General features: G+C 40.1%; 2 protein-coding genes. Both read right to left on the bottom strand.

Annotated elements, in window-relative coordinates:
- Positions 1-114: 114 nt before the first annotated feature.
- Positions 115-588, bottom strand: coding sequence for a hypothetical protein (locus ACNRUY_RS26640; protein ID WP_488114687.1), 474 nt, complete (start codon positions 586-588; stop codon positions 115-117).
- A gap of 237 nt (positions 589-825) precedes the next feature.
- Entirely contained in the window at positions 826-972 is a 147-nt protein-coding gene (locus ACNRUY_RS26635; RefSeq protein ID WP_488110674.1) for an integrase core domain-containing protein, read from the bottom strand.
- Positions 973-975: the final 3 nt, after the last annotated feature.

The following is a 975-nucleotide window of genomic DNA, read 5'->3' as shown; positions in this document are numbered from 1 at the left end:
CATTTTTGCCAGAAAGCGCTCTTTGCGGGTGGTTCTGCGTTTATGGACAAACTCACTGTCTGCGAAACTAAGCTGGCTCATGGACAGAAACTCAAGCTGGAAGCGATGGGAGTATTATCTCATGGCTAGGGACTTAATCGCACCTTCCCTAGTCCTTGCTGTAATCACTTTAAGTTTTCCTTTGCCTGGCACGATATGATGAGCTGTATGATGTGGGCTAGGCTTTGGAACTCCTTCTGCTCTCATATATTTTTCTAAGGTTTCGGTAGGGTGATGACTTTCAGCTTCCAACATTGATATAGCTTGAGCTCTATCGGCCAAGCTTCCATTTACAGCAGCCATACCATTTTCCCTATATGTGTCGAGCTGAGCTTGGATATCAATTAGTGTATGGATTTTCTCTCTTTCACTTTTCAGATGTTTGAGTGCTACTTTCTTTTCTTTTTCTCTTTTTTGATTATTCAGGCCCCTATCTTTCTTGTAGTGTTTCTCGACCATTTTTTCATAGTTCTGAATCGCTGCTTCTAAGGGCGTCATTTCATGAAGAAATTTTGTGATTCTAACTCCATTACGATATTCAACTTTCATTTATCTTCCCTTTTTTATTATTAAATCAAAGCAGCTAACAGTGGTTTATGCAGCCTAGATTCGCATAACACGCTATCTGCGGAAAGCAGATAGTATTAAAAAAATATTTGTGATCAATAGGTTAAAAAGTCACTTATGATTTCGACCATTTACCAACCCGTTCGCCTTATGGTGGACCCCATTGTCTAGACCACAAGATCCACTTTTTAAGTTATGTTCCGACTGTTGTTGAAGTCCTCAGCCAAAGTGTATTGCCTGAGGTGTTTTATAGTTCAGTGATTGATGTAGCCTTTCAGTATTGTAGAACTGGAAGTATTTTTCCAGCCCTTGGTACAGCTCGGCTACCGTTCTGAATTCGTTTAAATAGAGCCACTCATATTTCACAGA

It is taken from the genome of Endozoicomonas sp. Z74 (assembly GCF_057680865.1).
The sequence above is the reverse complement of the archived record's forward strand: the minus strand, read 5'-3'. Positions and strand labels throughout refer to the sequence as shown.